Origin of the sequence: Micromonospora sp. NPDC048930 (assembly GCF_043197935.1) — a bacterium.
Taxonomy (GTDB): domain Bacteria; phylum Actinomycetota; class Actinomycetes; order Mycobacteriales; family Micromonosporaceae; genus Micromonospora.
The window spans coordinates 53,930-75,964 of sequence record NZ_JBICUB010000006.1; the positions used below are offsets into that span (position 1 = coordinate 53,930).

General features: G+C 73.2%; 20 protein-coding genes. 12 read left to right on the forward strand and 8 right to left on the reverse strand.

Translation table 11 applies throughout. From position 1 onward, the window contains the following. Window positions 1–2 precede the first annotated feature (2 nt). On the reverse strand, window positions 3–1,421 hold the full coding sequence (locus tag ACGFI9_RS17230) for a trehalose-6-phosphate synthase (protein WP_393178955.1): 1,419 nt from the start codon (window positions 1,419–1,421) through the stop codon (window positions 3–5). Between the two features lie 166 nt (window positions 1,422–1,587). Beyond that, the gene (locus tag ACGFI9_RS17235) at window positions 1,588–2,430 is read right to left on the reverse strand and encodes a DUF308 domain-containing protein (protein WP_393178956.1); all 843 of its coding nucleotides are present in this window, start codon (window positions 2,428–2,430) and stop codon (window positions 1,588–1,590) included. Between the two features lie 231 nt (window positions 2,431–2,661). On the opposite strand from ACGFI9_RS17235, the gene ACGFI9_RS17240 reads away from it, so the two are divergent. Continuing rightward, on the forward strand, window positions 2,662–3,354 hold the full coding sequence (locus ACGFI9_RS17240; RefSeq protein ID WP_393178957.1) for a lysophospholipid acyltransferase family protein: 693 nt from the start codon (window positions 2,662–2,664) through the stop codon (window positions 3,352–3,354). A gap of 134 nt (window positions 3,355–3,488) precedes the next feature. Here the strand turns inward: ACGFI9_RS17240 and ACGFI9_RS17245 are convergent, their stop codons facing one another. Continuing rightward, a complete protein-coding gene (locus ACGFI9_RS17245; protein ID WP_393178958.1) occupies window positions 3,489–7,076 on the reverse strand; it encodes an ATP-binding protein in 3,588 nt (1,195 codons plus the stop codon). Window positions 7,077–7,266: 190 nt separating this feature from the next. On the opposite strand from ACGFI9_RS17245, the gene ACGFI9_RS17250 reads away from it, so the two are divergent. Beyond that, window positions 7,267–7,476 carry a hypothetical protein gene (locus ACGFI9_RS17250; RefSeq protein WP_393178959.1) on the forward strand — a complete coding sequence of 70 codons (210 nt, stop codon included), beginning with the start codon at window positions 7,267–7,269 and terminating at the stop codon, window positions 7,474–7,476. Between the two features lie 58 nt (window positions 7,477–7,534). On the opposite strand, the gene ACGFI9_RS17255 is transcribed toward ACGFI9_RS17250, so the two are convergent. Further along, window positions 7,535–8,227 carry a Crp/Fnr family transcriptional regulator gene (locus ACGFI9_RS17255; RefSeq protein WP_148803276.1) on the reverse strand — a complete coding sequence of 231 codons (693 nt, stop codon included), beginning with the start codon at window positions 8,225–8,227 and terminating at the stop codon, window positions 7,535–7,537. A 247-nt stretch (window positions 8,228–8,474) separates the two neighbouring features. On the opposite strand from ACGFI9_RS17255, the gene ACGFI9_RS17260 reads away from it, so the two are divergent. From ACGFI9_RS17260 to ACGFI9_RS17280, 5 genes are all read left to right on the forward strand, one after another. Next, on the forward strand, window positions 8,475–8,972 hold the full coding sequence (locus ACGFI9_RS17260) for a polyadenylate-specific 3'-exoribonuclease AS (RefSeq protein WP_393179349.1): 498 nt from the start codon (window positions 8,475–8,477) through the stop codon (window positions 8,970–8,972). Between the two features lie 69 nt (window positions 8,973–9,041). After that, a complete protein-coding gene (locus ACGFI9_RS17265) occupies window positions 9,042–9,545 on the forward strand; it encodes a pyridoxamine 5'-phosphate oxidase family protein (RefSeq protein WP_393178960.1) in 504 nt (167 codons plus the stop codon). Between the two features lie 167 nt (window positions 9,546–9,712). Beyond that, window positions 9,713–10,741, forward strand: a complete 1,029-nt coding sequence (locus tag ACGFI9_RS17270; protein ID WP_393179351.1) for a 6-phosphofructokinase — start codon at window positions 9,713–9,715, stop codon at window positions 10,739–10,741. 71 nt (window positions 10,742–10,812) lie between these two features. Next, window positions 10,813–11,631: a pyrroline-5-carboxylate reductase gene (gene proC, locus ACGFI9_RS17275; RefSeq protein ID WP_393178961.1), complete on the forward strand. Its 819-nt coding sequence runs from the start codon at window positions 10,813–10,815 to the stop codon at window positions 11,629–11,631. Window positions 11,632–11,761: 130 nt separating this feature from the next. Then, window positions 11,762–12,112, forward strand: a complete 351-nt coding sequence (locus ACGFI9_RS17280) for a DUF2203 domain-containing protein (protein WP_393178962.1) — start codon at window positions 11,762–11,764, stop codon at window positions 12,110–12,112. Window positions 12,113–12,176: 64 nt separating this feature from the next. Here ACGFI9_RS17280 and ACGFI9_RS17285 read toward each other — a convergent pair whose 3' ends face one another. Next, complete coding sequence (locus tag ACGFI9_RS17285; RefSeq protein ID WP_393178963.1) at window positions 12,177–12,863, reverse strand: NADPH-dependent F420 reductase; 687 nt, start codon at window positions 12,861–12,863, stop codon at window positions 12,177–12,179. 238 nt (window positions 12,864–13,101) lie between these two features. On the opposite strand from ACGFI9_RS17285, the gene ACGFI9_RS17290 reads away from it, so the two are divergent. Then, window positions 13,102–13,905: an SGNH/GDSL hydrolase family protein gene (locus tag ACGFI9_RS17290; RefSeq protein WP_393178964.1), complete on the forward strand. Its 804-nt coding sequence runs from the start codon at window positions 13,102–13,104 to the stop codon at window positions 13,903–13,905. Between the two features lie 91 nt (window positions 13,906–13,996). Here the strand turns inward: ACGFI9_RS17290 and ACGFI9_RS17295 are convergent, their stop codons facing one another. Together ACGFI9_RS17295 and ACGFI9_RS17300 are read right to left on the reverse strand one after the other, a co-directional pair. After that, window positions 13,997–15,289 (reverse strand): exo-beta-N-acetylmuramidase NamZ domain-containing protein, encoded by a 1,293-nt coding sequence (locus ACGFI9_RS17295; RefSeq protein ID WP_393178965.1) that lies wholly within the window; start codon window positions 15,287–15,289, stop codon window positions 13,997–13,999. A 93-nt stretch (window positions 15,290–15,382) separates the two neighbouring features. Next, window positions 15,383–15,871, reverse strand: a complete 489-nt coding sequence (locus ACGFI9_RS17300; RefSeq protein ID WP_393178966.1) for a glutathione peroxidase — start codon at window positions 15,869–15,871, stop codon at window positions 15,383–15,385. Between the two features lie 143 nt (window positions 15,872–16,014). Between ACGFI9_RS17300 and ACGFI9_RS17305 the strand changes: the two genes are divergently transcribed. Next, window positions 16,015–17,661 (forward strand): glycosyl hydrolase family 18 protein, encoded by a 1,647-nt coding sequence (locus ACGFI9_RS17305; protein WP_393178967.1) that lies wholly within the window; start codon window positions 16,015–16,017, stop codon window positions 17,659–17,661. Between the two features lie 67 nt (window positions 17,662–17,728). Here ACGFI9_RS17305 and ACGFI9_RS17310 read toward each other — a convergent pair whose 3' ends face one another. After that, entirely contained in the window at window positions 17,729–18,703 is a 975-nt protein-coding gene (locus ACGFI9_RS17310) for an AraC family transcriptional regulator (protein WP_393178968.1), read from the reverse strand. Between the two features lie 206 nt (window positions 18,704–18,909). Here ACGFI9_RS17310 and ACGFI9_RS17315 point away from each other — a divergent pair, with 206 nt between their 5' ends. The 3 genes from ACGFI9_RS17315 (at window position 18,910) to ACGFI9_RS17325 (ending at window position 21,974) form a co-directional block, all read left to right on the forward strand. Beyond that, window positions 18,910–19,407 carry a hypothetical protein gene (locus ACGFI9_RS17315; protein WP_393178969.1) on the forward strand — a complete coding sequence of 166 codons (498 nt, stop codon included), beginning with the start codon at window positions 18,910–18,912 and terminating at the stop codon, window positions 19,405–19,407. A gap of 115 nt (window positions 19,408–19,522) precedes the next feature. Next, on the forward strand, window positions 19,523–20,929 hold the full coding sequence (locus ACGFI9_RS17320; RefSeq protein ID WP_393178970.1) for a class II 3-deoxy-7-phosphoheptulonate synthase: 1,407 nt from the start codon (window positions 19,523–19,525) through the stop codon (window positions 20,927–20,929). A gap of 25 nt (window positions 20,930–20,954) precedes the next feature. Next, window positions 20,955–21,974 carry a threonine aldolase family protein gene (locus tag ACGFI9_RS17325; RefSeq protein ID WP_393179353.1) on the forward strand — a complete coding sequence of 340 codons (1,020 nt, stop codon included), beginning with the start codon at window positions 20,955–20,957 and terminating at the stop codon, window positions 21,972–21,974. Window positions 21,975–22,035: the final 61 nt, after the last annotated feature.

Genomic DNA, 22,035 nt, shown 5'->3' on the forward strand with positions numbered 1-22,035 from the left:
CGTCAGCCGGTCGTGGCGCGTCGGCCGAGCAGGGAGCCGCTCTCCTCCAGTGCGCTCAGGTAGGACCCCGCCCAGGCGTGGATGTCGTTGCGGCGCAGGTGCTCCCGCATCGCCCGCATCCGGGGGGCGACGTCCGCCGGGGTGGCCCGCAGCGCCGCGAGCAGCGCCTGCTTGAGCCCCTCCAGGTCGTGCGGGTTCACCAGGTACGCCTGGGGCAGTTCGGCGGCCGCCCCGGCGAACTCGCTGAGCAGCAGCGCCCCGGTGTCGTCCACCCGGGCGGCCACGTACTCCTTGGCGACCAGGTTCATCCCGTCCCGCAGCGGGGTCACCGCCATCACGTCGGCGACCCGGTAGAGGGCGACCAGCTCGGCCCGGTCGAACTGCTGGGTGAGGTAGTGGATGGCCGGCTCGCCGACCCGGCCGAACTCGCCGTTGATCCGGCCGACCTGGTGTTCCACCCGGTCCCGGAGGACCTGGTACTGGGCGACCCGTTCCCGGCTGGGCACCGCCACCTGGATCAGCACGGTGTCCCGGACCTTGACGTCCCCGCTGATCAGCAACTCGCGGTACGCCTTGAGCCGCTGCTCGATGCCCTTGGTGTAGTCCATCCGGTCGACGCTGAGGATGACGCGCTCGGGGTTGCCGAGGTCCTGGCGGAGCCGGCGGGCCCGGTCGGCGACCTCGGGCCGGGCGGCGAGCGCGGCCATCTCGGCGGTGTCGATGGAGACCGGGAAGGCGCCGATCCGGACCACCCGGTCGCCGACCCCGATCCGCCGGTCGGTGGCGGGCAGCTCCAGCACCTTGGTCACCAGCTGGGCGAAGTTGTGCGCGGCCTGGGCCCGCTGGAAACCGATCAGGTCGGCGCCGAGCATCCCGCGGAGCAGCTCGGCCCGGCGGGGGAGCTGCATGAACAGCTCCGGCGGCGGGAACGGCACGTGCAGGAAGAAGCCGATCCGCAGGTCGGGGCGGAGCTGGCGGAGCAGCCCCGGCACCAGCTGGAGGTGGTAGTCCTGCACCCAGACCAGGCCGCCCGGCTCAACCACCTCGGCGGCGGCCTCGGCGAACCGCTGGTTGACCCGCTGGTACGCCTCCCACCAGCGGCGGTGGTACACGGGCTGCTCGACGGCGTCGTGGTAGAGCGGCCAGAGGGTCGCGTTGGCGAACCCCTCGTAGTGGTCGCGCAGGTCGTCGCCGGTCAGCGGCACGGTGTGCATCCGCACGCCGTCCACGTCGGGCAGGTGCGGTGCGGGGCCGGTGCCGCCGGCCCAGCCGACCCAGGTGGCCGGGGTGTGCCGGAGCAGGGGGTGCAGGGCGCTCACCAGGCCGCCGGGGCTGCGCCGCCACTCGCAGGCGCCGTCCGGCGCCACACTGTCGTCGATGGGGAGGCGGTTGGCCACCACCACGAGGGGACTCTGTCGCATCTCGGGCATTCCGATCAGCTGGGGAGCGGCCGTCCGGCGCGAGGGGACAAACCGGGCAGCCGGTGCGGGAAGTGACGTACAGCGATATTACTACTGACCGTAAGTTACACCCCTGTTACGCGACCGCGCGGGGGCGGCGGCCGTCCCGCCATCCGGGCGGCGCCGGTCAGACGACCGCGCCGTCGTCCGGGTCGTGCTCGTCGGAGTCGCCGGGGCGCAGCCGCCAGATCAGCATCACGAACCCGGCCAGGATGCCGGTGAAGCCGAGCAGCGTCACCACCGACGGGTCGGTCACCGGCAGCACGGTGGGGGAGAGGAAGAGCACGAACCCGACCACGATGCAGAGCACGCCGACCACGGCGTACTTGGAGAAGCGCGGCAGCGGCGGCGGGGGCGGCGGGGTGTAGTGCTCCTCCTCGTCGTCCGGCAGGTCGGCGCCGAAGGTGTCCAGCCCGTCCAGCAGCGACGGCTCGTCCTGTCGGTTGCGGCCGAGCGAGACCCCGGAGACGTCCGCCGCGTACGGCAGGCGGCGCACGTCGGTGGCGGTCGGGCCGGCCGGCTCCTCCGCGCGGGTGCCGGTGCTGCCGGTGGGGCCGGTCGGGTCGACCGGGTCGTCGACGTCCTCGGCGGCGGGCCACGGGTGGCTCCCGGCGGCCGGGGCGGTGTGGAAGCCGGCGACGATCTTCGCCCACTCGGCCTCGATGTCGGGCTCGTCGTCCCGGGCCGGCTCGGGCGCGCCATCGTCGGCGAGCTGGGTGAGGTAGTCCCGGGCGGTGGTCAGGTGCGAGCGGTCGACGTAGAGCCGGTCGACCGGGCGGGACGGCACGGTGGTGGTGCGGGTGACCGGGTTCAGGTCGGCGGACGGCTGGAGGTACGCGGCGATCCCGCCGGCGGCCAGCACGTCGAGCAGGTGCTCGCCGACGCGCGGATCGACGTCGCCCGCGACCGCGTACTCGGCCGCGTCGAGCCCGTTGTCCCGCCGCCCTCGACGGGGCCCACCCGCTGACACCGGACACCTCCTCGCCGCACCCGTCGGTGCCTCCCGACCCGGCGCCCCGCACGCCGTGCCCTGAATCGTGACACGTCGGGACCCGGTTCCGGGAGTGCGTTGTGGCGTGCCGCTCTTGGTTCGTAGGCTCTTCCCCGACAGTTCCCGCTCGCCGACGGCGCCCCGGGCGCGGTCCGGGCGTGCCCGGCGGCCCGGTTTCCGGCTCCCCGCCGCCCGCCTGGAAGGACCCCGGTGCTGTACTGGCTGCTGAAGTACATCATCCTCGGCCCGCTGCTGAGGCTGATCTTCCGCCCGCAGGTCGAAGGGCTCGAGAACGTCCCGGAGACCGGTCCGGTCATCCTGGCCAGCAATCACCTCTCCTTCTCGGATTCGATCTTCACCCCGCTCATCGTCAAGCGAAAAGTCACATTCATCGCAAAGGCGGAGTACTTCACCGGCAAGGGCATCAAGGGCTGGCTGACCAAGATGTTCTTCGTCGGCTCCGGCACCATCCCGGTCGACCGGTCCGGCGGCCGAGCCGCCCGCGCGGCGCTGGACACCCAGCTCAGGGTGCTGCGGTCCGGCGGGATCGCCGGCATCTACCCGGAGGGCACCCGCTCGCCCGACGGCCGGCTCTACCGGGGCAAGACCGGGGTGGCCCGGCTCGCCCTGGAGAGCGGCGCGCCGGTGGTGCCGATGGCGATGCTCAACTCCGACGCGATCCAGCCGACCGGCCAGATCATCCCCAACCTCGGCCGGGTGCGGATCCGCTTCGGCGCCCCGCTCGACTTCTCCCGGTACGCCGGGATGGCCGGTGACCGGTTCGTCGAGCGCGCCGTCACCGACGAGATCATGTACGAGCTGATGGAGCTCTCCGGCCGCGAGTACGTCGACATGTACGCGCAGAAGGCCAAGGCCCAGCCCCGGGAGCCGGTCCCCGCCTGACGCCGCCGCACCCCGCGCGCGTCCCGCCGCCCGCCAGGCGACCGCGCTGATTCACGGAAACTGGCCCCATCCCGCGCCGGGTGGGGCCAGTTTCCGCGAAAGAGGGCCCACGGGTGCCGGGGCCCGTGGGGAGTTCAGCAGGCGACGGCGGGGCCGGTGTCGGGGACCGGGTGGCGGGCCAGGGCCAGCAGGCCGGGCGCCTCGTTGCGCTGGGCGAACGCGCGTACCTCGGCCAGCGGCCCGGCGGCGGTCGCGGTGTCCCCGGCCCGGTCCAGCTCGGCCACCGCCAGGGCGAGGGCCAGCATCCGGTCGGTGACGTCCGGGATGCGGGCGTAGATCTCCGCGCCGGCCAGGTGCAGCTCACCGGCGCGCCGGTGGTCGCCGTCGGCCGCCGCGAGGGCTCCGGTCACCGTCCGCAGCGCCGCCTCCGACCAGGGGGTCCGGTGGTCGAGCCGGTCCAGCATCGCGCGGACCCGCACGGCCGCGTCCCGGCCGGCCAGGCTGGCCGCGTACGCCGCGGCGGCGATCCACTCGCCGCTGGCCAGGGCCGGCACCGCCGACCACGAGTCGGCCAGCTCGTCGACCAGCTCCGCCGCCTCCTCCGCCTGCCCGAGCAGGGCCCGGCACAGTGCGGCCATCCCGAGCATCGTCCAGTGCGGCCGGTGGAAGCCGCTGCGGCGGGCGCTGTCCAGCGCGGCGGCCACGTCGTCCCGGTGCCGGGCCGGCTCCGGGGCCGCGCCGTTGTCCTGCGGCGCCGGCGTCGACCGGGGCGCCGGCGGCACCGGCTGCCCGCGCAGCACCAGCAGGCACGAGCGCAGGCCCCGGACCTGCATGTCCCAGCCGCCGGTCGGGGTGTCCACGAACGCGTCGGCGGCGGCGATCAGCCGGGCGAAGTCCCCGTCGAAGTACGCCCGCATCGCCTCGCCGGAGTAGCTGGTGGTCAGCGTCTGCCCGCTGGCCGTACGCTCCGGCCCGGTGGTCAGCAGCGCGTCCGAGCGCAGCCAGTCCCCCTCCTCGCGGACCGCGTAGGCCAGGTTCTGCACCGCCCGGTGCAGCGCCAGCAACTGCTGCGCCCGGCTGTGCTCGACGAGCGCGTGCAGCTCGTCCAGGCCCGACCGGTCGCCGGACTGGTAGCGGGCGGTGGCCGCGGTGATCCGCGCGTTGATCCGGGTCTCCGACAGCCCCAGCCGCTCGCCGATCTCCGCCGCGGTCTCGGCGGCGGCCACCGCCGGGTCCCGCTCGTAGTTGAGCATGTGCAGCCGGCCCAGCTCGGCGTACGCGTCCGCCTTCTGGCCGCTGTCCGGCAGCGGCTCGAACAGCGTCACCGCGCGGTTCAGGCAGGCCACCGCGGCGGTCCGGTCGGCCCGCAGCCAGGCCGCCTGGCCGAGCAGGGTCCAGGCCCGGGCGGCGCAGGCGTCGTCGCCGTGCGCGAGCAGCCGGTCGGCGAGCGCGTGCAGCTGCTCCGGGCCGCCGCCGGAGAGGAACGCGTTGCCGTCCCGGTAGAACGAGATCTCGGTGCTCAGCAGCTCCAGCTGCAGCCGGCCCACCGGGTCGCTGTCGTCGGCCAGGCCCAGCGCCCGGCCGGCGTGCGCCGCCGCCGCGTCCAGCCCGTGCAGGGCGTACGCCCGGCGGGCCGCCCGGTGCAGCGCGGCGCGTGCCGGGCCGGCGTAGCGGTGGGTGTCCATGCCGAGCGTGCGGGCGATCTCGTGGGCCGCCCAGCGGTGGTGGGCCAGCACCTCGGCCAGGTCGGTGTCCCGGCTCTGCGACAGGGCGTCCAGCCAGTCCGCGGTCCGCTCGTGCCGGGCCACCCGCTCGGTACGCGGCAGCCGCTGGTAGCAGACGTCCCGGACCAGGACGTGCCGGAACCGGAACTCCGGCTGGCCGGCCATCGTGGACGCCCCCTGCTCGTGCACGAAGTCGCGCTGCTCCAGCCGGCGCAGGGCCCGCTCCACCGACTCCACCTGCTGGCCCAGCGCGGCGGCCACCGCGCCCGGCCAGAACTGCACGCCCACCACCGAGGCGGCCAGCAGCACCGCCCGGTCCTTGGCGTCGAGCAGGTCGATCCGGTTGGCGATGACCGCGTGCACGCTCTCCGGCATCGGCAGGTCGAGGTGCTTCTCCAGCGACCAGCCGCGCCCCGACTGGCGCAGCGCGCCCTGCTCGATGAGCATCCGCACGTACTCGTGGGCGTAGAGCGGGTTGCCGCCGGCTACCTCCACCAGCGGGGTGAGCATCTCGGCGGGGAACGCGGCCTGGCCGAACATGTGCGCGTAGAGCGAGGCGATGCCGGTGTCCCGCAGTGGGGGCAGGGTGATGGTGACCGAGCCGGTGATCGTCCCCGCCCAGCTCGGGTCCCGGTCGACCAGCTCCGGCCGGGCGGTGCAGAGCAGCAGCAGCGGCACGTCCCGGGCGGCGGCGCCGAGCAGCTCGACGAAGCGCAGCATGGCGTCGTCGGCCCAGTGCAGGTCCTCGAAGACCACCACGGTGGGGCGCCGGGCCGCGAGGGCCAGCAGGAACCGCCGCCACGCCGACTCGGCCTCCTCGGCGGGCAGGGTGGTGCCGGTCAGCCCGACCAGCGGGCGCAGCGCGTCGACGATCCGGTCCCGCTCGGCCGGCCCGACCAGTTCGGCGACCGCGGCGGTGAGCCGCTGCGCCGCGGTGGACGCCGGGTCGGTGTCCAGGATGCTGGCCTCGGTCTTCACGATGTCGGCCAGCGCGGCGAAGGTGACGTTCTCCCCGAACGGCGGGCAGCGCCCGGTACGCCAGGTCAGCGGCTCGTCGACCAGCCGGCCGGCGTGCCGGTAGAGCTCGCGGACCAGCCGGCTCTTGCCGATGCCGGCCCGGCCGAAGACCGTCACCACCTGCGGGAGCCGGTCCCGCAACGACCGGTGCAGGGCGTTGACCAGCAGCCCCAGCTCGTGCTCGCGGTCGATCAGCGGCGTGGTGTCCGGCTCCCGGTCGGTGGGCTGCCGGCGTACCGGGGCGAGGGCGAGCCAGACCTCGGTGGGGGTGGACCGGCCGCGCAGGGTGACCGGCGGCTGCTCCTCGTAGCGGATGGCGTCCTTGGTGAGGGCGTGCGTCGCGCCGCAGACCAGTACCCCGCCGGGCGGCGCCACCGACTGCATCCGGGACGCCGTGTTCACCACGTCGCCGGCCACGATCGCCTGCCCGCCGTCGCGGGCGGCGGCCACGTCCACCAGCGCCTCGCCGGTCGCCACGCCGACCCGGAAGCGCAGCTCGTCGCGGCCGGTCGGGGCGAACCGGGTGAGCACCCGTTGCAGCTCCAGGCCGGCCCGGACGCAGCGCAGCGCGTCGGTCTCGGTGGCCACCGGGGCGCCGAAGAGCGCCATCACGGCGTCGCCGATGTACTTCTCGACCACCCCGCCGTACTGCCCGACCACCCGCTTGGCGGCGGAGAAGAAGCCGGTCTGCATGCCGCGGACCTGCTCCGGGTCGGCCCGTTCCACGTACGGGGTGAAGTCGATCAGGTCGACGAAGAGCACGCTGACCCGGCGGCGGTCCTCCTGCGGTGCCGCGACCGGCTGCTTCGCCCCGGCCCGCGGCGATCCGCACGAGGTGCAGAAGGCCACGTCGGCGGCGAGCGGGCGCAGGCAGTGCGGGCAGACCGCGCCCAGCTCCGCGCCGCAGCCGCCGCAGAAGCGGTCGCCGTCGGCAGCGGTACGTCCACAACGGTCACACTGCGCGGAGATGACACCCTCCACTGGTGGATCTTCCGGCCGGTCCCGGCCGGGCGCCGCCCCCCGCGGCGTCCACCGTGAGTATCACGGTCCCCCGAGCTGTCAGGTACCGGGCTGTTGGCTTGTGGACACTCGTCCGGGCAGCCAGCGGAGCGCCCGGCGGACTACATTCATGCCGCCGGACGATGACGACCGTGATCACAAGGGGGAACACATGGTGTACGTGAAGCTGGAGAGCGACTGGACCGACGCCGACGGCATCGCCCACTCGGCGGGGGAGTCCGTCGACGTGGACGCCGCCACCCTGGCCGCGCTCCAGGCCGACGGCATTGTCAGCGAGGGGTCCACCAGCAAGGACGGCACCGAGTGGGCCGGCCCGGGCAGCACCACCGCGTGGGCGGGGCCGGGCAGCGCGACCGTCTGAGCGGGACCGACACGACGAAGGGCCGGGGCGGACAGCCCCGGCCCTTCCGTCGTTTCCGTCAGCGGTCGTTCATCCCGGCGCGGCGGCGCAGCGCGGCCACGTCGGTCACCACGATGCGGCGCCCCTCGGTACGCAGCCAGCCCCGGCTGGCGAACGAGCCGATCGCCTGGTTGACGCTCTGCCGCGAGCCGCCGGCCATCTCGGCGAGCTGGCTCTGGTTGAGCTCGATCGTGATCATCGGGGCCTGGCTCTCGCCGGCCAGCCGGACCAGCGTCTTGGCCACCCGGCCGGGCAGGTCGAGGAAGACGTGGTCGGCGTTCTGCTCGGTGAGCCGGCGGATCAGCCCGCCGAGCGAGCGCATCACCGCGTCGAGGATGCGCGGGTTGGAGTGCACCAGCTCCATGAAGGCCGGGCGGGACAACGCCAGCGCGGTGCAGTCCTCGATCGCCTCGGCCGACGCCGACCGGGTCGAGGCGTCGAGCAGGGACACCTCGCCGAGCACGTCCGGCGGTCGGATCACCGACAGCACGGCCCGCTCGCCGGTCGGCGCGGTGCGGAACACCGCCACCGCGCCTCGGCGCAGCACGATCAGCGACTCGCCCGGGTCGTTCTCCACGAAGAGCAACTGACCCTTGCGGTACGTGCGCGGCACGGCCGCGGCGATGACCCGCTGCCGCACCTCCGGCTCCAGCCCGGCGAACATCTCCACGCCCGTGAGCGCGTCACCCGGCTCCGGCAGGCGAACCTCCACGGCCCAACCCCTCCCCGGTCAAGGACCACAACTCGCACACCGGGTGAACCTGTCATCCCCGGTACGAGGCATCAGAACCGGTTCGGCGTCCGGTAGCGGTACACATCAGATCATGACGCTCCGGTCGCTTGCTGTACACCCCTGGACATACTCAAGTGACCTGCCTGAGCAGTGCCGGCGCGCGCCGGTGACCTCGACGGACGCCCCGCCCGGCGGCGGCCGGCGGCGGTGGGCGAGGATGGCGGGGATGGTCTACCGCTACTTCTACGACTGCGAGTTCATCGAGGACGGCCGGATCGTCGACCTGGTGTCGATCGGCGTCGTCGACGAGTACGGCCGCGAGTTCTACGCGGTCTCCACCGAGTTCGACGACTCCCGGGCCGTGCCCTGGGTGCGCCGCAACGTGCTGGACAAGCTCCCGTCCCCGGCCGACCGGGCCTGGCGGTCCCGGGAGCGGATCCGCGACGACCTCTACGAGTTCCTGATGGCGCCGGTCCGCGACCGGCCGGGGGAGCAGCTGGAGCTCTGGGCCTGGTACGCGGCGTACGACCACGTGGTGCTGGCCCAGCTGTGGGGGGCGATGCCGGCCCTGCCCCGGGAGATCCCCCGGTTCACCAAGGAGCTGCGCCAGCTCTGGGACGACCGGGGTCGGCCGCGGTTGCCCGACGCCGAGGCGGACCGGCACGACGCGCTGGTCGACGCCCGGCACAACCTGGCCCGGTGGCGAGCGATGACCGGACAATGACCTTCTCGGAGGTTTGACCGGTTCTGTCCCGGGCACGGTTCGCAGCAGTCGAGCCGAGGGAGTGCGGTCATGAGCAACCAGCCGACCACCGCCGCGGACGCCCGCCGCCGGGTCACCGAACTCATCCGGGACGCCCGGGTCTGCCTGCTGACCACCACCGCCGTGGACGGGCGGCTGGTCAGCCGGCCGATGGCGCTCCAGGCGGCGGAGTTCGACGGCGACCTCTGGTTCTTCGCGTACGCGGACTCCGCCAAGATCCGCCAGATCCGGGTGAATCCGCAGGTCAACGTCGGCTTCTCCGACCAGCGCGGGAACGCCTGGGTGTCGGTGGCCGGCACCGCGCAGGAGGGCTGGGACCGGGCGCGCGCCGAGTGGCTCTGGCACCCACTGCTGCGGACCTGGTTCCCGGACGGGCCGGACACCCCGGGGATCACCCTGCTCAAGGTGCACGCCGCCGCGGCCGTGTGCCGGGACGCGTCGGGCGGCGCGGTGGTCGACCTGCTCGGGTTCGCCCCGGCGGCGGTGACCGGCCGGCGGCCGCGGGCGGGGCGGAACCGCGAGGTCAGCTACTGACCGGTAGCCGGTTGGGGGCCGGGGCGCGCTGTCGGTGGACACCCACGCCGACTACAGTGCGCACTGACGGCCCGCCCCGGGCCGGCAACGGCGCCGATGGTCTGATCTGACACATATCCTGGGGCTTATCCGGGCTTCACCTGATGCTCCAGGAGGATGAGCAGATCATGCGTATCGGCGTGCTCACCGGCGGCGGCGACTGCCCTGGTCTCAACGCGGTGATTCGGGCGGTGGTCCGCAAGGGCGTCGCCACCTACGGTCACGAGTTCGTGGGCTTCCGGGACGGCTGGAAGGGCCCGCTGGAGGGCCTCACCAAGCCGCTGGGCATCGCGGAGGTCCGCGGCATCCTGCCGCGCGGCGGCACCATCCTCGGCTCGTCCCGGACCAACCCGTTCAAGATCGACGGCGGGGTGGAGCGGATCAAGGAGAACCTCGCCGCCCAGGGCGTGGACGCGCTGATCGCGATCGGCGGCGAGGACACCCTCGGCGTCGCCACCAAGCTGCACGAGCTGGACGTCAAGGTCGTCGGCGTGCCGAAGACCATCGACAACGACCTCGGCGCCACCGACTACACCTTCGGCTTCGACACCGCGGTCAACATCGCCATGGAGGCGATCGACCGGCTGCACACCACCGCGGAGAGCCACCACCGCACCCTGGTCGTCGAGGTGATGGGCCGGCACGCCGGTTGGATCGCCCTGCACGCCGGTCTCGCCGGCGGCGCCAACGTGATCCTGCTGCCGGAGCGGCACTTCGACGTCGACCAGGTCGCCGGGTACGTCGAGAAGCGCTTCCAGCACCAGTACGCCCCGATCGTCGTGGTCGCCGAGGGCGCGCAGCCGCTCGAGGGCCAGATGGTCCTGCACAACCAGGAGCTCGACGCCTTCGGCCACGTCCGCCTCGGCGGCATCGGCCAGTGGCTCGCCGAGCAGTTGGAGGCGAAGACCGGCAAGGAGGCCCGCACCGTGGTGCTCGGCCACATCCAGCGCGGCGGCACCCCGACCGCGTTCGACCGGGTCCTCGCCACCCGCCTCGGCCTGCACGCGATCGACGCGGCGAACGAGGGCGACTGGGGCAAGATGGTCGCGATGAAGAGCACGGACATCGTCCGCGTTCCCCTCGCGGAGGCCACCCGGGAGCTGAAGACCGTGCCGCTGGAGCGGTACGCCGAGGCCGAGGTCTTCTTCGGCAGCTGAGCGACGGCCGGTGGCGCGGCGGGCCCGGGGGTCCGCCGCGCCCCGCCGCGAGGCGAGAGGGGTACGGCGTCATGGCACCCGAGGTGCACACGGTCGCGGTGATCGGCGCGGGCAAGATCGGTGAGCTGATGCTCTCCGGGCTGCTCCGTTCCGGCTGGCCGGTGGAGCGGCTGCTGGCCACCGCCCGGCGTCCCGCCCGCGCACAGGAGCTGACCGCCCGGTACGGCGTACGGGTGGTGGACAACCTCACCGCGGTGGACGAGGCGGAGGTGCTCGCCGTCTCGGTCAAGCCGCAGGACGCGGCGGCGCTGCTGGACGAGATCGGCCCGAAGGTGCCGGCCGACAAGCTGGTCATCTCGCTCTGCGCCGGCCTGCCCACCAGCTTCTTCAACCGGCGGCTGCCCGAGGGCACCCCGGTGGTCCGGGTGATGACCAACACCCCGGCGCTGGTCGACGAGGCGATGAGCGCCATCTCGGCCGGCGCGCACGCCACCGGCGCGCACCTGGCCCTCGCCGAGGAGATGTTCAAGCCGCTGGGCGCCACCATCCGGGTGCCCGAGTCGCAGCAGGACGCGGTGACCGCCCTCTCCGGCTCCGGCCCCGCCTACTTCTACCTGCTGGTCGAGGCCATGATCGACGCCGGCATCCTGCTCGGGCTGCCGCGCCAGGTGGCGCACGAGCTGATCGTGCAGACCGCCATCGGCTCGGCGGTGATGCTGCGCGACTCCGGCGAGCACCCGGTCAAGCTCCGCGAGGCGGTCACCTCGCCGGCCGGCACCACCATCTCCGCGATCCGCGAGCTGGAGAACCACGGCGTCCGCGCGGCCATGCTGGCGGCGCTGGAGGCGGCCCGGGACCGGGCCCGCGAGCTGGCCGCCCAGGCCGACTGAGCTCCGCCAATCCAGGTCGGCGAGGTGGGGGTGTCCGGAACCGGCTGACACCCCCACCTCGCCGACCGGGAGTGGATCAGCCGGCCGAGGAAGTGGCGCGGGTGCGGGTTTCGTGCCCCATACTGGCGCGGTGTTCACTCTCGCCCAGGCGCGGCACATGGTGGCCACCCTGCGACCGCGCGTCGACGAGCTGATCCGGCTCCGGGCCGACCTGGCCGAGCTGCGCGCCGACCTGGCCGACCACGGGGTCAGCGTGCTGGGCGGGCGGGCCGAGCTGAAGTCGCTGGAGGCGCGGCTGCACGCCGTGCTGGAGGAGCTGTACCAGCACGACATCCAGGTCAAGGGCATCGCCCCGGTGCTGCTGGACTTCCCCGGCGAGCGGGACGGCCGGGCGGTGCTCTGGTGCTGGCTGGAGGGGGACGACGAGGTGCGCTGGTACCACCGCGCGGAGTGCGGCTTCGCCGGCCGTCGCCCGGTCTGAACAGCGCGCGGGCGTCACGCGAGGTCCGGAGGGCGGGAGACCGGCCCGCCCTCCGGACCGGACGTCAGCTGTCGGCGTAGCGGCGGGCGGCGGCGAGGGCCTCGCGCAGCCGCGCCGCGTCCACCGGGGCCGGCCGCTCCCAGTCGGCCGGGTCGGCCGAGTAGAGGGCGGCGTACGCGGAGGTGTCGCGCTGGAACCGCCAGCCCTCGGCGAGCGGGCCGACGTCGACCGCGTCGTAGCCGACCGAGTCGAGGAACGCGGTGACGGCCGCCTTGGCCGCCGCGTCGTCGCCCGCGATCGGCAGGGCGGTACGGTCCGCCGCGCCGGCCGGCCGGGCCAGCGCGAGCAGGTGCTTGAAGTAGATGTTGTTGAAGCCCTTGACCACCCGCGCCTCGCGCAGGTGCCGCTGGAGCAGCTCGCTGGTGGTGGTCGACTCGTCGTCCAGCTCGGGGAACCGGCCGTCCCGCTCCGGGTAGTAGTTGTTGGTGTCGATGACCACCTTGCCGGCGAGCGGTCCGGCCGGCACCTCCCGGTAGGCCCGCAGCGGGATGGTGACCACCACCAGGTCACCGGCCGCCGCCGCCTCGGCCGGGGTGGCCGCGCGTGCCCGCGGTCCGAGCTCGTCGACCAGTTCCTTGAGGGTCTCCGGGCCCCGTGAGTTGCTGAGCACCACCTCGTGACCCGCGGCCACCGCGAGTCGGGCCACGGTGCCGCCGATGTTGCCGCTGCCGATCAGTCCCACAGTCGTCATGTCCGGTGCCAACCGGTAAGCGGCGGTCGGCATTCCCGACCGTGCCGGTGGGTTGTTCACCCGGCTGGTCGGCAATGGACGGTGTGGGCGGAAACCTTCACAGCCGCGTCACAGGGTGGCAATGATTTTGTATCTATAAGTGTCAATCAGCGCCCGGCGCGAATTTGTTGATCTTCCGCCGGTGTCCTATCTATTGATATCTATCTCCCACCACCACTTCCCACCCCAGGAGTGCGACGTGCGGAGATCCCGTCTTGCCACCCTCGCCCTGACGCTCGCCTCGTCTCTCGGCATCACGCTGATGATGGCCGCCCCCGCCCAGGCCGCCGCGACCGACCACTACGTGGCGCTCGGCGACTCGTACGCCTCCGGCGTCGGCGCCGACAGCTACACCTCGGAGAGCGGGTCGTGCATGCGCAGCACCAACGCCTATCCCGCGCTCTACAACACCAACGTCCAACCGGCCTCGTACCGGTCGGTGGCCTGCTCGGGCGCGACCACCGCGACCGTCATCAACAGCCAGCTCTCCGCGCTCTCCTCGACCACCACCCTGGTCAGCATCACCGTCGGCGGCAACGACGTCGGCTTCGCCAACATCATGACCACCTGCGTGCTCTACGGAGAGACGCAGTGCGTGGCCGCCGTGCAGGCGGCCGAGGACAAGGCCCGCACCGAGCTGCCCGGCAAGCTGGCCAACGTCTACAACGGCATCAGGAGCCGCTCGCCCAACGCCCGCGTGGTGGTCGTCGGCTACCCGGTCTTCTACCAGCTCGGCACCCTCTGCGTCGGGCTCAGCGCGACCTCCCGCGCGAAGATCAACGAGGGCATCAACCTGCTGGACGACATCACCCGGACGGCCGCCACCTCGGCCGGGTTCAAGTTCGCCGACGTCCGCTCGATCTTCGTCGGGCACCAGCTCTGCAGCTACGGCGAGAAGTGGCTGCACGCGTTGAACTACCTCAACCTGACCATCTCGTACCACCCGACCGCCGCGGGCCAGTCTGGCGGCTACTACCCGGTCTTCCGCTCCGTCGCGGGCTGACCGAGGCGCGATCCCCGCTCCCGTCCGCGTGGCGGGCGGGAGCGGGGCACCGGGAGCTCGGGAGCCGGGGCCGCCGGCGGCGCCAGCGCGGTCAGTAGAGCAGGTACGGGCGGCGCCGCTGCGCGAAGGCGGCCAGTTCGTCGGCCCAGGCGCCGACCGCGTCGTCCACGTCGGCGCCCGCGTCGATCATCGTGCGCAACCGGGGCGAGCCGGTCAGCTTGTCCACCCAGTACGGCCGGGCGGCGTCGTACGAGTCGAACCGCCACGCGAACGCCGGGTACTTGCGCGCCTCCACCAGCATGGCCACCGCCGTGCGGATCGGGTCGTAGGCGGCCCGGTCGACGATCTTCAGCTCGACGCCGGCGCAGAGCTTGTTCAGCAGCGCCGGCTTCTGGCCCGCCGACGTCGGCGAGAAGTACGCCTCGCGGAACTCGACACCCGGCAGCCCTCGGGCGTTGAGGCGGTCCCCCCAGTGGTAGTCGAAGTCGCCGGCCAACCCGCCGATCAGCTCGAACGGCCGGCAGGTGCCCCGCCCCTCGGTGATCGAGGCGACCCCCTCGAAGAGGCAGGTGCCGGGGTAGACCAGCGCGGTGTCGGGCGTGGGCATGTTGGGGCTGGGCATCACCCAGGGCACGTCGGTGTCGGCGGCGAGCAGGTCACGCTTCCAGTTCCGGCACCGCACCACCTCCAGCTCGACCGGCCGTCCGGCGTCGGCGGGCAGGAACTCCGCGTTGAAGAGCCGGGCCAGCTCACCGACGGTCATGCCGTGTTGCTGGACGATCTCCTTCAGCCCCACGCCCGAGGTGTACGCGGGCGTCATCATCGGGCCGTACGCCCGCCCGCCGACGGGGTTGGGCCGGTCGAGGACGACGTACCGCTTGCCGACGCGGGCAGCCGCGACCATCGAGGTGTACATCGTCCAGATGTACGTGTAGAAGCGGGCGCCGACATCCTGGATGTCGAAGACGACGGTGTCCACCTCGGCCTGGGTGAACAGGCTCTCCCACCTGGCCTGGCTGGCGCCGTACGCGTCGTAGACCGTGATGCCGGTGCGGGCGTCCGTCCCGGTGCCCTCGCTGCCGCCGGCCTGGGCCGAGCCACGGAATCCGTGCTCGGGGCCGAACGCCGCGACGACCTGCACGCTGCCCGAGCCGTGCATGAGGTCGACCAGGTGCCGGTACGCCGAGTCGACGCCGGTGGGGTTGGACACCACCCCCACCCGCTGGCCGGCGAGTGCGGCGAACCCGGAGTCGACCAGCACGTCCAGGCCGGTCGCCACCCGTCGGATGCCGGGTACGGCGGGTGCCGGCGTGCCCGGGGCCGCCGCGGCGACCGCGCCCGCGGCGGCCGCACCGGCGCCGGCCAGGAACCTTCTGCGCTCCATCGAGACCTCCTCGTCCGAAGGTCATTGAAACTTAGCTACAGCTCGATGTGCGGTCAAGGAAGGTTACCTACACAATCCGGGGCGCTGGCCGGGTCAGCCGTGCAGCACCTTCTCGATCGCGGCCCGCAGGTCGGGGGAGTCCGGGGTGACCTGCGGGGCGAACCGGGCCGCCACCGTGCCGTCCGGCGCGACCAGGAACTTCTCGAAGTTCCACCGGATGTCGCCGGTGTGCCCCTCGGCGTCCGGGGTGGACACCAGCTCCGCGTAGAGCGGGTGCCGGTCCGGGCCGTTGACGTCCACCTTCTCCGTCAGCGGGAAGGTCACCCCGTAGTTGACCTGGCAGAACTCCTCGATCTCGGCGGCCGTGCCGGGCTCCTGGCCGGCGAACTGGTTGCACGGCACCCCGAGCACGGTCAGCCCCCGGTCGGCGTACTCGTCGGCGAGGGCCTGGAGGCCGGCGTACTGCGGGGTGAGCCCGCACCGCGAGGCCACGTTGACCACCAGCAGGGCGCGGCCCCGGTACCGCGCGAGGTCGGCCGGGCCGCCGGAGAGGGCGTCGATCCGTACGTCGAAAACACTCATGCGCCGAGGTTACGCGCCTCCGGGCGCGCCCCCGCCGAGGGCGACCAGAGATCGACATATCTACATCTTGACGAAGTGGTGACGGCTGAGTAGCGTCTCAGCATTCAATAAGGAAAGTTTCCTAACTATTGGGGAGAGGCCGTATGAAGAGATCGCTCCGCCGGGCCCTCTGGGCCACCGGCGCCGTGGTCGCGCTGGTGGCCGCGGCACTGCCTCTGGCGACCGCCTCCGCCGCGGGCAGCGTGACCGCCACCTTCACCAAGGTGCAGGACTGGGGGACCGGTCACGAGACGAAGGTGACCGTCACCAACGGCACCAGCGCCACCGTGGACACCTGGCGCATCGAGTTCGACCTGCCGGCCGGCACCAGCATCAGCACCTTCTGGGACGCCGACGTCACCAGCAGCGGCAACCACTACGTGGCGGTCAAGAAGAGCTGGGCCGGGCCGCTCGCCCCGGGGGCCAGCTTCAGCTGGGGCTACAACGGCACCGGGGGGTACCAGGCGCCGCTGAACTGCACCGTCAACGGCGCGTCCTGCTCCGGTGGCGGCACCCCGACCACCAGCGCGCCGTCCCCGACCACCTCGCCGACCACGTCCCCGACCGCCTCGCCCACGGTGTCGCCGACCACCCCGCCTCCCACCACTCCGCCCCCCACCACCCCGCCTCCCTCCGGGGGGAAGAAGATCGTCGGCTACTTCGCCGAGTGGGGCGTCTACGCCCGCAACTACCACGTGAAGAACGTCCACACCAGCGGGTCGGCCGCCAAGATGACCCACCTGCTGTACGCCTTCGGCAACACCAGCGGCGGCCGGTGCAGCATCGGGGACAGTTACGCCGACTACGACAAGGCGTACACCGCGGCGGACAGCGTGGACGGCGTGGCCGACACCTGGGACCAGCCGCTGCGCGGCAACTTCAACCAGCTCCGCAAGCTCAAGAAGATGTACCCGAACCTGAAGGTGATCTGGTCCTTCGGCGGCTGGACCTGGTCGGCGGGCTTCACCCAGGCCGCGCAGAACCCGGCGGCGTTCGCGGACTCCTGCTACGCGCTGATCAAGGACTCGCGCTGGGCCGACGTCTTCGACGGCATCGACATCGACTGGGAGTACCCGAACGCCTGCGGTCTCCAGTGCGACACCAGCGGCCCGAACGCCTTCAAGAACGTGATCAGCGCGCTGCGGGCCAAGTTCGGCTCCAGCTTCCTGGTCACCGCGGCGATCACCGCCGACGGCAGCACCGGCGGCAAGATCGACGCCACCGACTACGCCGGCGCCGCGCCGTACCTCAACTGGATCATGCCGATGACGTACGACTACTTCGGCGCCTGGGCAGCCCAGGGCCCGACCGCGCCGCACTCGCCGCTCACCTCGTACACCGGGATCCCGCAGCAGGGCTTCTGGTCCGACGCGGCGATCCAGAAGCTCAAGGGCAAGGGCATCCCGTCCGACAAGCTGCTGTTGGGCATCGGCTTCTACGGCCGGGGCTGGACCGGGGTCACCCAGACCGCCCCGGGCGGCACCGCCACCGGTGCGGCGCCCGGCACCTACGAGCAGGGCATCGAGGACTACAAGGTGCTCAAGAACACCTGCCCGGCCACCGGCACCGTCGCCGGCACGGCCTACGCGAAGTGCGGGTCGAACTGGTGGAGCTACGACACCCCGGCCACCATCGGCGGCAAGATGACCTACGCGAAGAACCAGGGCCTCGGTGGCGCCTTCTTCTGGGAGCTCTCCGGTGACACCAGCAACGGTGAGCTGATCGGCGCCATCAAGGGCGGTCTCGGCTGAGCCGAGGGCCGACGCATCACCCACCCGGCGGGGAGGGGCCGCACCGGCCCCTCCCCGCCCGCGCGTCTCAGCCCCGGAGGCCGCGCGCCCGGTGCTCGCTGGGGGAGAGCCCGTACGCCGCCCGGAAGGCCCGGCTGAAGTGCGCCGGGTCGGGGAAGCCGCAGCGGCGGGCGATCTGGTGGACGGTCAGGTGCCCCAGCCGCGGGTCGGCCAGGTCCCGGAAGCAGCGGTCCAACCGGACGGTACGGATCAGCCCGCCGACCGTCGTGCCGGTGCCCTCGAAGAGCCGGTGCAGCGACCGCAGCGACACGTGGTGCGCCTCCGCCACGGCGGCCGGGGTCAGCGCCGGGTCGCCCAGGTGCTGCCGGACGAACGCCTCGACCCGGGCCCGCAGCCCGGTGGCCCGGACCTCGACCGGCAGTTCCCGCTCGACGTCCAGCCGCCGGGCCAGGGTGCCGGCGATCAGGTCCAGGGCGATCCGGTCGAGTTGGGGCGCGTCGGCCGCCGCGTACTGCTCGGGGTGCGCCACGATCTGCCGCAGGAAGCCGGCGAGCAGCGCACCCATCCCGCGGTCGGCCGGGATCGCCGCGGCGAGCAGCGCGTCCGCCCGGCGGGCGGGCAGCGGCAGGGCGTCGTGCGGCACCAGGGCGGTCAGCGTGGCCACCGGGCCGCCGCCCGTCCCGTCCGGCCGGTGGTGAGAGCCGTGCGGCTGGACGGTGTCGACCAAGGCGAAGCAGGACGGATCGAGCGCGCCGGACCGGCGCCCCTGCCACACCACGCCGTGGCCGGAGAGCGGCAGGGCGAGCTGGTAGAGGTCCGGATCGGCGCTGTTGATCATCCGGGCGGTGCGGGTGAACTCCAGCGACGGGTAGCGCCAGACGCCGAGGCGTACCACGCCGAGGTCGATTGCCCGGGCCGAGGCGGTGAAGTCGTGCGCGTGCGCGCTGTCGATCCGGGCGGCCGCCGACTCGCGGGCCACCAGGTTCTGCCAGAAGTCGAACCGCTCCGCCGGGGCCAGCCCCGCGGTGTCGACCGACGCCACGGCGAGGATCGCCCGTCACCTCCCCGTACCCGCGGTCCGACGCCGCGGCCACCAGAGACTAACCACCGGTCCGGACGGGCGCGGGGCGCCGCCGCGCGGCGTCCCGGCCGGCCGGGGTGAGCGGGGGAGGATGGGCCGGTCGCCGACGGGTGTGACAGACTCGCCGCTCGGCACGTCTCGATGCCCCGGGTCGATGGGAGGGACCGATGGGCCAGTCGCACCGGAGGGTGGTCACCGGCGCCGCCCTGCTCGCGCTCCTGCCGGTCGCGCTGACCGGCTGCGGTCTCGCCGGCGGGGACGACGCCGACGGCGGCTCCGGCGCGGGCGCCCAGCAGCAGGCCCCGGCCGAGGAGGCCGCCGCCAAGAGCCGGGAGCGGGTGCAGGCGTACCTCGACGCGATGGCCGCCAAGGACGTCGACGCCGGGCGCAGCCAGCTCTGCGCGCCGATGCAGGCCGCCTTCGACGCCGCCGCCACCGGCCCCAACGGCGACTTCGCCGACCACTTCACCGTCCCCCAGTCGACCATCACCGACGTCCGGTCCGGCCCGCACGGCCAGGAGGTCAGCACGGCGGTGACGGTCGCCGTCGGGTCCCGCACGGCCACCCGGCCACTGCTGTTCACCGTCACCCGCAGCGGGGCCGACTGGTGCATCGCCGGGGAGGCGCCGGGCGGCAACACCCCGGAGCCGTCCACCACCCCGTGACCCCGTCACCCGGGCTGACCTGCGCTCCGGCCGGGGTGTGGCGGGCGTCTCCCAGTGGCCGGAACCGTCCCCCTCGGCGGCAGGTCGCCCCGGCGGTCGCCGTACGCTTTCTGTCATGCGCCATGAGTGGCACCAACTGAGTCACCCCGCCGTGGGCAGCCCGAGCCTGCAGACGAGCCGTCCGACCGCCGACTCCGCCGAGGACGCGGCCCTCGGCCTGGACCGTTGGCGGGACCTGCCCCGCGCGCAGACCCCGCCCTGGCCGGACCCGGCCCGGGTCGCCGAGGTCTGCAAGGTGCTCGACACGGTGCCCTCGGTGGTCGCCCCGTACGAGGTCGACCAGCTCCGGCGGCGCCTCGCGCTGGTCTGCGAGGGCAAGGCGTTCCTGCTCCAGGGCGGCGACTGCGCGGAGACCTTCGCCGACAACACCGAGAGCCACCTGCTGGCCAACGCCCGCACGCTGCTCCAGATGGCGATCGTGCTGACCTACGGGGCGTCGCTGCCGGTGGTGAAGGTGGCCCGGGTCGCCGGCCAGTACACCAAGCCCCGCTCGCTGCCGACCGACGCGCGCGGCCTCCCGGCCTACCGCGGCGACATGATCAACTCGCTGGAGGCGACGCCGGAGGCGCGGGTCGCCGACCCGCAGCGCATGATCCGGGCGTACGCCAACTCGGCCGCGGCGATGAACATGCTCCGGGCGTACCTGGCCGGCGGGCTGGCCGACCTGCACGCGGTGCACGACTGGAACAAGGACTTCGTCCGGCAGTCGCCCGCCGGCGAGCGCTACGAGGCGATCGCCCGGGAGATCGACCGGGCCATCGCGTTCATCCGGGCCTGCGGGATGACCGACGACGAGGCGCTGCGGACGGTCACCCTCTACTGCTCCCACGAGGCCCTCGCCCTGGAGTACGACCGGGCGCTCACCCGGATCTCCGACAACCGGGCGTACGGCCTCTCCGGGCACTTCCTCTGGATCGGCGAGCGCACCCGGCAGATCGACGGCGCGCACATCGACTACATCTCCCGGATCGCCAACCCGATCGGTGTGAAGCTCGGCCCGACCACCACCCCGGACGAGGCCATCGAGCTGTGCGAGAAGCTCAACCCGGACAACATCCCCGGCCGGCTGACCCTGATCAGCCGGATGGGCAACCACCGGGTCCGGGACGCCCTGCCGCCGATCGTCGCCAAGGTCACCGCGGCCGGCGCCAAGGTGGTCTGGCAGTGCGACCCGATGCACGGCAACACCCACGAGTCCTCGAACGGCTACAAGACCCGGCACTTCGACCGGATCGTCGACGAGGTGCTCGGCTACTTCGAGGTGCACCGCGGCCTGGAGACCCACCCGGGCGGCCTGCACGTCGAGCTGACCGGCGAGGACGTCACCGAGTGCCTGGGCGGCGCCCAGGGCATCGACGACCTCGACCTGCCCGACCGGTACGAGACCGCCTGCGACCCGCGACTGAACACCCAGCAGTCGCTGGAGCTGGCCTTCCTCGTGGCGGAGATGCTCCGTGGCTGACGCGAGGAGTGCTGTGGCTGACAGTCTGATCGACCTGCGGTCCGACACGGTGACCCGGCCCACCGCCGGGATGCGGGAGGCGATGGCCACCGCCGAGGTCGGCGACGACGTGTACGGCGAGGACCCCACCGTCGCCGCGCTGGAGGCCGAGGTGGCGGCCCTGTTCGGGCACGAGGCGGCGCTCTTCGCCCCGACCGGCTCGATGGCCAACCAGATCGCCCTCCAACTGCTGGTGCCGCCCGGGGACGAACTGCTCTGCGACGCCGACGCGCACGTGGTCACGTACGAGATCGGCGCGGCGGCCGCGTACGGCGGAATCTCGTCGCGGACCTGGCCGGCGGTCGGCGCGGAGATCGACCCGGAGGTGGTGGCCGGGATGATCCGGCCCGACGGCTACTTCGCCGTGCCCACCCGGGCGATCGCCGTCGAGCAGACCCACAACCGGGGCGGCGGCGGGGTGATCCCCCTCGCGACCCTGCGCGAGCTGCGCCGGATCGCCGACGACCACGACCTGGCCCTGCACTGCGACGGCGCCCGGATCTGGCACGCGCACGTCGCCGACGGGGTGCCGCTGGCCGAGTACGGCGCGCTCTTCGACACCCTGTCGGTCTGCCTCTCCAAGGGCCTCGGCGCGCCGGTCGGCTCCCTGGTGGTGGGCAGCGCGGAGAAGATCGCCCGGGCCCGGTTCGTGCGCAAGCGGATGGGCGGCGGCATGCGGCAGGTCGGCGTCCTCGCCGCCGCCGGCCGGTACGCCCTGGCGCACCACGTCGACCGGCTCGCCGAGGACCACGCCAAGGCGGCCCGGCTGGCCGAGGCGGTCGCCCCGTTCGGGGTGCTCGCCACGCCGGTGCGGACCAACATCGTCCCGCTGGACCTGACCAAGCACCCGCTCGACGCGAAGGCCCTGGCCGCCGCCGCCCGGGCGGGGGGCGTGCTGATCTCCGTGCTCGGCCCCCGCACCGCCCGCCTGGTCACCCACTTCGACGTCTCGGACACGCAGATCGACCGCGCCGCCGAGGCGCTCGCCGCCATCCTCCGCGCCTGACCCCCGTCTGCTGCGGCGATCAAGGGGTTTGCGTCACAATCCGCACTCCGGCTGACGCGAA

Coding starts and splice junctions, on each gene's coding strand:
- ACGFI9_RS17320 (WP_393178970.1), top strand. CDS start 19,523: ATGCGCCATGAGTGGCACCAACTGAGTCACCCCGCCGTGGGCAGCCCG.
- ACGFI9_RS17300 (WP_393178966.1), bottom strand. CDS start 15,871: ATGAGTGTTTTCGACGTACGGATCGACGCCCTCTCCGGCGGCCCGGCC.
- ACGFI9_RS17270 (WP_393179351.1), top strand. CDS start 9,713: ATGCGTATCGGCGTGCTCACCGGCGGCGGCGACTGCCCTGGTCTCAAC.
- ACGFI9_RS17285 (WP_393178963.1), bottom strand. CDS start 12,863: ATGACGACTGTGGGACTGATCGGCAGCGGCAACATCGGCGGCACCGTG.
- ACGFI9_RS17315 (WP_393178969.1), top strand. CDS start 18,910: ATGGGCCAGTCGCACCGGAGGGTGGTCACCGGCGCCGCCCTGCTCGCG.
- ACGFI9_RS17295 (WP_393178965.1), bottom strand. CDS start 15,289: ATGGAGCGCAGAAGGTTCCTGGCCGGCGCCGGTGCGGCCGCCGCGGGC.
- ACGFI9_RS17265 (WP_393178960.1), top strand. CDS start 9,042: ATGAGCAACCAGCCGACCACCGCCGCGGACGCCCGCCGCCGGGTCACC.
- proC (WP_393178961.1), top strand. CDS start 10,813: ATGGCACCCGAGGTGCACACGGTCGCGGTGATCGGCGCGGGCAAGATC.
- ACGFI9_RS17260 (WP_393179349.1), top strand. CDS start 8,475: ATGGTCTACCGCTACTTCTACGACTGCGAGTTCATCGAGGACGGCCGG.
- ACGFI9_RS17230 (WP_393178955.1), bottom strand. CDS start 1,421: ATGCGACAGAGTCCCCTCGTGGTGGTGGCCAACCGCCTCCCCATCGAC.
- ACGFI9_RS17250 (WP_393178959.1), top strand. CDS start 7,267: ATGGTGTACGTGAAGCTGGAGAGCGACTGGACCGACGCCGACGGCATC.
- ACGFI9_RS17305 (WP_393178967.1), top strand. CDS start 16,015: ATGAAGAGATCGCTCCGCCGGGCCCTCTGGGCCACCGGCGCCGTGGTC.